This window comes from Streptomyces adustus, from assembly GCF_009377175.1.
In the GTDB taxonomy this organism is placed as follows: Bacteria; Actinomycetota; Actinomycetes; order Streptomycetales; family Streptomycetaceae; genus Streptomyces; species Streptomyces adustus.
In genome coordinates, this window is the sequence record NZ_VJZD01000373.1 from 1 (window position 1) to 6,171 (window position 6,171).

Sequence of the window (6,171 nt, forward strand, 5' to 3'; positions counted from 1 at the left end):
GGCCAGTCGTCCGGGAGTGACACGGCGCTCGCTCCCCGATCAGCCATGGGCCCACTTTGCCAGCATTTGTCCGATTCTTCGACCGGTACGCACGATCCGTCGCCGACCCGATGCGCGCGGTCGGGACCGGATCAGTGGACGAAGAGATCGGTCGGGCTGTCGAAGATGCTTCCGGCGGCACCGTCCGCGAGGTCGCCCGCCACGCCGCCCACGAGGCCGGAGTCGCCCGCGCCGTCCGTTCCGGTCGGGGTGCCGGAGTCGTCGCTGCCGTCCGGGTCGTCGGGGATGAGTCCGCCACCGTCGGGCAGGTCCGGTATCTCCGGCACGCGCGCGGGGCCTATCTCGTCGGACAGCGACTCGGAGGCGCTCGTCGCGGCGGCGATGCCGGACTCGCCCGGCAGGGCGGCGCGGCGCTGACCCACGTCGACGGCCGGCCGGGGCGACCCCGTGGTCCGCCCCGGCCGCTCGGGCGCGCCCTGGCCGCAGCCGGCCACCAGGAGCGCCACCGAGAGCGCGCAGACGAGGACGAAGGCTCTGATGATTGTCCGCACCGCGCACTCCTGGATCATTTTGATGATTAGCACCATTTCGGGTGATTCAGGACTATTGTTTGCGTGCTTCGCGTGGATTACGCAACTGGAGGCATCGGACACGGAGCGTGAGGGCGGCAGAATGGAGGAGAGGGAGCGGCCGTGAACTGGTTCAGCGCAACCGAGTACGGGCTGACCCGGCTGGTCTTCCAGCGGGGACTGGCCGCCGTGTACCTCGTGGCGTTCCTCGCGGCGGCCCGCCAGTTCCGGGCGCTCATGGGCGAGCGCGGAATGCTGCCGGTGCCGCGCTTCGTCGCCCGGATGCCGTTCCGGCTGGCGCCCAGCGTGTTTCATCTGCACTACTCCGACCGCTTCTTCGCGGGCTGGGCCTGGGCGGGCTGCGCGGTCTCGGCGGCCCTGCTCGCGGGCGTGGACTCGCTGCTGCCCCTGTGGGGCGCGATGCTGCTGTGGCTGGTGCCGTGGGCGCTGTACCTGTCGATCGTCAACGTCGGCCAGACCTGGTACTCGTTCGGCTGGGAGTCCCTGCTGCTGGAGGTGGGCTTCCTCGCCGTCTTCCTGGGCAACGACAAGGTGGCCCCGCCGGTGGTGGTGCTGTTCCTGCTGCGCTGGATCCTGTTCCGGGTCGAGTTCGGGGCGGGCCTGATCAAGATGCGCGGCGACGCGTGCTGGCGGAAGCTGACCTGCCTCTACCACCATCACGAGACCCAGCCCATGCCGGGACCGCTGAGCTGGTTCTTCCACCATCTGCCCAAGCCGCTGCACCGGGCGGAGGTGGCGGCCAACCACTTCACCCAGCTGATCGTCCCCTTCCTGCTGTTCACCCCGCAGCCCGTCGCGACCGCCGCCGGGTCCCTGATGATCGTCACCCAGCTCTGGCTGGTGCTGTCGGGCAACTTCGCCTGGCTGAACTGGATCACCATCGTGCTGGCCGTGCCCGCGCTGCGGCTGCCCGGCCCCCCGCCGCCGCCGTCCGCTCCGCCGCTCTGGTACGAGGTCCTGGTCCTCGCCGTCGCCGCGCTGCTGCTCTTCCTCAGCCACCACCCGGTGGTGAACATGATCTCCCGTCGGCAGGTCATGAACCGGTCCTTCGACCCGCTGCACCTGGTGAACACCTACGGCGCGTTCGGCAGCGTCAGCCGGGTCCGCTACGAGGTGGTGGTCGAGGGCACGCTCGACACCGCGCCACACGAGGACGCGGACTGGCGGGAGTACGAGTTCCGGGGCAAGCCGGGCGACCCACGGCACTGGCCGCGCCAGTTCGCGCCGTACCATCTGCGGCTGGACTGGCTGATGTGGTTCGCCGCGCTGTCGCCCGGCTACGCCGGGACGTGGTTCGGCGCGCTGATGGAGCGGCTGCTGGAGAACGACCGCGACACGCTGAAGCTGCTGCGGCGCTCCCCGTTCCCGCCGGACGAGCCGCCGCACTTCGTCCGCGCCCGCCTCTTCCGCTACCGCTACACCACCTGGCGCGAACTGCGGGAGACCGGGGCGTGCTGGGAGCGCGTGTACGTACGGGAGTACCTGCCGCCGACCCGGCTCGCGGGAGTGGCCCAGCGGTCGTCCTGAGCGCCACCGGCCGGCACCGTCGGCAAGGTGCCTACCGGTGTCCGGAAGCGGGTGCCCCGGGGGCCGGCCCGAGGCCGTAGACGGCGGTGGCGGTGCCCTCGAAGAGCAGCGCGCGCTCGGCCGGGCCGAGCCCCGCGGTCAACCCTCGCGCGGTCGCGTGGACCTCGGCGTAGGTCGCGGCGAGCGTGCACACCGGCCAGTCCGAGCCGAACATCAGCCGGTGCGGGCCGAAGGCGTCCAGCACGGTGTCCGCCCAAGGGCGCAGATCGGCCGCCCGCCAGGTCGCCCGGTCGGCCTCGGTGACCAGGCCCGACAGCTTGCAGACCGTGTTGGGGCGGGCGGCGAGGGCACGCACGGCGCTCGCCCACGGCCCCCGCCGGCCCGAGGCGACGGGCGGCTTGCCCAGATGGTCGAGGACGAAGCTGAGCCCCTCGTGCGCGTCGGCCGCCGCGGCGCAGGCGGCGAGCTGGTGCGGCAGCACCACGAGGTCGTAGACCAGGCCCGCCGCCGCCACGGCGGCCAGGCCCCGGTGGACGTCCGCGCGCAGCAGCCACCGCGGGTCCGGCTCCCCCTGGACCTGGTGCCGGATGCCCTTGAGGCGTTCGCCGCCGGGGAGTTCGCGCAGCCGGGCGAGTTCGTCGGCGACGTCCGGGCGGGTGAGGTCGGTCCAGCCGACCACCCCGGCTATCAGGTCGTGCCCGGCGGCAAGCGTCAGCAGTTCCGGGGTCTCCTCGGGCACGGTGACCGTCTGGACGAGGACCGTGCGGTCGACCCCGGCCGCGCGGGCCTCGGGTGCGAGGTCGCCGATCGTGAAGTCCCGGCGCAGCGGCCCGAGTCCGGGGGCGTGCAGCCAGTCCTGGTCCCGGACGGACAGGTCCCAGACGTGGTGGTGCGCGTCGACGGTCACGACGACTCCCGGCCGCGGGTGCGCGGGGCGCGCTTCATGTCGGCTACTCCCCCGGGACGGGCGCCTCGGCGGGCAGCAGGCCGGTGTGCCGCAGTTCCCGCCAGAAGGACGCGGGTACCGGGGTCGCGAACTGGGCGGCGCAGTCGTCGACTTCGGCCGCCGAGCGGGCGCCGACGAGGACGCTCGCGACGGCCGGGTGCGCTGCGCAGAAGGCGAGCGCGGCGGCCCGCAGGGTGGTGCCGTGCCCCTCCGCGACGGACCTCAGCCGACGGGCACGGGCCAGCAACTCAGCAGGTGCCGTCGTGTAGTTGTAGGTCGCGCCCGGCCTCGGGTCGGCCAGCAGACCGGAGTTGAAGGCGCCGCCGACGACGACCGAGGTGCCGCGGGCCAGGGCCGCGGGCAGCAGCCCGGTGAGCGCGCTCTGGTCGAGCAGGGTGTAGCGGCCCGCGCACAGCACCACGTCGACGTCGGTCTCGCGGACGAAACGGGTGAGCATCTCCGTCTGGTTCATGCCCGCGCCGATCGCGCCGACCACGCCCTGCGCGCGCAGTTCCGCGAGCGCCGGGTAGCCCTCGCGGAAGGCCTGCTCGGCGTGGTCGTCGGGATCGTGGAGGTAGACGACGTCCACCCGGTCGAGGCCGAGCCGGTCCAGGCTGGCGTCCAGCGCACGCCGTACGCCGTCGGCGCTGAAGTCCCACTCACGCCGGTGGGTCGCGGGCACGGCGAACCCGGCCGCGAGGTCGTCGCCCCTGCCGTCCGAGGGTTCAAGGCGGCGGCCCACCTTGGTGGCGACGGTGTACGCCGACCGCGGCCGGGTGCGCAGGGCGGCGCCGAGCCGGCGCTCGGACAGGCCGAGGCCGTAGTGCGGTGCGGTGTCGAAGGAGCGGATGCCGTGCCGCCAGGCGGCGGTGACGGCCGCGCGTGCCTGTTCCTCGCCGACCTCGGTGAACAGGTTGCCGATCCCGGCGCCGCCGAAGGCCAGCGCGGTGATCTCGACACCGCTGCGGCCGAGGGTGCGCACCGCCGTGGCGCGGGGCGTGCTCAACGCGGTGCCGCGGGGCGCGGGCGCAGGCCCTGCATCCCGCCGTCGACCGCGAGCGCGGTGCCGGTGGTCGCGCCGGACAGCGGGCTCGCCAGATAGGCGATGGCGCCCGCGACCTCGGCCGCGGTGACCAGTCGGCCGCTGGGCTGGCGGGCCTCCAGCGCGGCCCGTTCGGCGGCCGGGTCGTCGGCGGCGTCCAGCAGCCGCCCGATCCAAGGGGTGTCGGCCGTACCGGGGTTGACGCAGTTGACGCGGATGCCCTCGTGGAGGTGGTCGGCGGCCATGGCGAGGGTGAGGGCGAGCACGGCGCCCTTCGTCGCGCTGTACAGCGCCCGCCGCGGCAGACCGGCGGTGGCCGCGATCGAGCAGGTCTGCACGACGGCCGCGTGGGCCGACTCACGCAGGTACGGCAGCGCGGCGCGGGCGGTGCGGACCATCCCGAGGACGTTGACGTCCAGCACGCGGTGCCACTCGGCGTCGTCGTTGTCCTCGACGGTGCCCTGCGCGCCGATGCCCGCGTTGTTCACCAGGACGTCGAGTCCGCCGAGGTCGGCGACGGCGGCGGCCACCGCCTGCCGTACGGAGGCGTCGTCGCCGACGTCGGCGCGGTGGGCGAGCAGGGGCTCGGCCACGGCCGAGGGGTCCAGGTCGAGGACGGCGACCCGGGCGCCCCGGGCGGCGAGCAGTTCCGCGGTGGCCCGGCCGATGCCGGAGGCGCCGCCCGTCACCAGCGCCTTGAGGCCCTCGAAGTCGTTCATACTGCCTGTCCCTCGCGCGCGCCGAGGTCGGCGGCCCAGAAGGTGCCGCCGGGGTAGGTGTACCGCTCGATCGAGTCGGGCCGCAGGGCGGCCGAGAACCCCGGCGCGGTGGGTGCCGTGTAGTGGCCGTCGCGGACGACGACCGGGTCGACGAAGTGCTCGTGCAGATGGTCGACGTACTCGATGACCCGGTCGTCGGTGGTGCCGGAGAGCGCGACGTAGTCGAACATCGACAGGTGCTGGACCAGTTCGCACAGCCCGACCCCGCCGGCGTGCGGGCATACCGGGACCCCGGACTTGGCCGCGAGCAGCAGCACGGCGAGGTTCTCGTTGACACCGCCGACCCGGGCCGCGTCGAGCTGCACGATGTCGACGGCGCCGGCCTGGAGCAGCTGTTTGAAGACGATCCGGTTCTGGACGTGTTCGCCGGTCGCGACCTTCACCGGGGCGACGGCCCGGCGGATCGCCGCGTGGCCGAGGATGTCGTCGGGGCTGGTGGGCTCCTCGATCCAGTAGGGGTCGAACTCGGCCAGCGCCTTCGTCCAGGCGATCGCCTCGCCGACGTCCCAGCGCTGGTTGGCGTCGATCGCCATCCTGATGTCCGGACCCACCGCCGCGCGGGCGACCCGGCAGCGGCGTACGTCGTCCGCCAGGTCCGCGCCGACCTTCAGTTTGATCTGCCGGAACCCGTCGGCGACGGCCCGTGCGGCGAGCCGGGCGAGCTTGTCGTCGTCGTAGCCGAGCCAGCCCGGGGAGGTGGTGTAGGCGGGGAAGCCGCGCTCCAGCAGGCGGGTGCGGCGCTCGTCCGCGCCCCGCCTGCCCCGGCGCAGCAGGTCCAGGGCCTCCGCGGGGGTCAGCGCGTCCGAGAGGTAGCGGAAGTCGACCTGCTCCACCAGCCAGGCCGGGTCCGCGTCGGCGAGGAGCCGCCACAGCGGCTTGCCCGCGCGTTTGGCGGCGAGGTCCCAGGCGGCGTTGACGACGGCCCCGATCGCCATGTGCATCACGCCCTTCTCGGGCCCGAGCCAGCGCAGTTGGCTGTCGCCGGTCAGGTCGCGGGCGAGCGTGCCGGGGTCGGCGCACAGGTCGGCGACGTCCCGTCCGACCACCTGGCCGCGCAGCGCCTCGACGGCGGCGACCTGGACCTCGTTGCCCCGCCCGATGGTGAAGGCGAAGCCGTGGCCCTCGTCGCCGTCGGCCGCGTCGGTGCGCAGGACGACGTACGCCGCCGAGTAGTCGGGGTCCGGGTTCATCGCGTCGGAGCCGTCGAGCTCGCGCGAGGTGGGGAAGCGGATGTCGTAGGTGTCGAGCGCGGTGACACGGGCGCGGGACGGGGGCACGGGGGAGGAT

General features: G+C 73.7%; 6 protein-coding genes. 1 reads left to right on the forward strand and 5 read right to left on the reverse strand.

All coding sequences use genetic code 11. The features are described from left to right. Positions 1–131: 131 nt before the first annotated feature. Complete coding sequence (locus tag FNH09_RS43495) at positions 132–551, reverse strand: hypothetical protein (RefSeq protein WP_152895395.1); 420 nt, start codon at positions 549–551, stop codon at positions 132–134. Between the two features lie 141 nt (positions 552–692). Here FNH09_RS43495 and FNH09_RS43500 point away from each other — a divergent pair, with 141 nt between their 5' ends. Beyond that, positions 693–2,117 carry a lipase maturation factor family protein gene (locus FNH09_RS43500; RefSeq protein WP_162469984.1) on the forward strand — a complete coding sequence of 475 codons (1,425 nt, stop codon included), beginning with the start codon at positions 693–695 and terminating at the stop codon, positions 2,115–2,117. 31 nt (positions 2,118–2,148) lie between these two features. On the opposite strand, the gene FNH09_RS43505 is transcribed toward FNH09_RS43500, so the two are convergent. Genes FNH09_RS43505 through FNH09_RS43520 form a run of 4 tightly spaced genes read right to left on the reverse strand, consistent with a single transcriptional unit; the run spans position 2,149 to position 6,161 of the window. Further along, the gene (locus tag FNH09_RS43505; RefSeq protein WP_162469985.1) at positions 2,149–3,024 is read right to left on the reverse strand and encodes an amidohydrolase family protein; all 876 of its coding nucleotides are present in this window, start codon (positions 3,022–3,024) and stop codon (positions 2,149–2,151) included. A 43-nt stretch (positions 3,025–3,067) separates the two neighbouring features. Then, a complete protein-coding gene (locus FNH09_RS43510) occupies positions 3,068–4,045 on the reverse strand; it encodes an aldo/keto reductase (protein ID WP_162469986.1) in 978 nt (325 codons plus the stop codon). A gap of 20 nt (positions 4,046–4,065) precedes the next feature. Beyond that, the gene (locus tag FNH09_RS43515; protein ID WP_152895397.1) at positions 4,066–4,824 is read right to left on the reverse strand and encodes an SDR family NAD(P)-dependent oxidoreductase; all 759 of its coding nucleotides are present in this window, start codon (positions 4,822–4,824) and stop codon (positions 4,066–4,068) included. Then, positions 4,821–6,161, reverse strand: coding sequence for an enolase C-terminal domain-like protein (locus tag FNH09_RS43520; RefSeq protein WP_162469987.1), 1,341 nt, complete (start codon positions 6,159–6,161; stop codon positions 4,821–4,823). Before FNH09_RS43520 ends, FNH09_RS43515 begins: the two co-directional genes overlap by 4 nt. Positions 6,162–6,171 lie beyond the last annotated feature (10 nt).

What these genes read in the sequence shown, in the direction of transcription:
- FNH09_RS43515 (WP_152895397.1), bottom strand. Translation starts at nt 4,824, where the DNA reads ATGAACGACTTCGAGGGCCTCAAGGCGCTGGTGACGGGCGGCGCCTCC.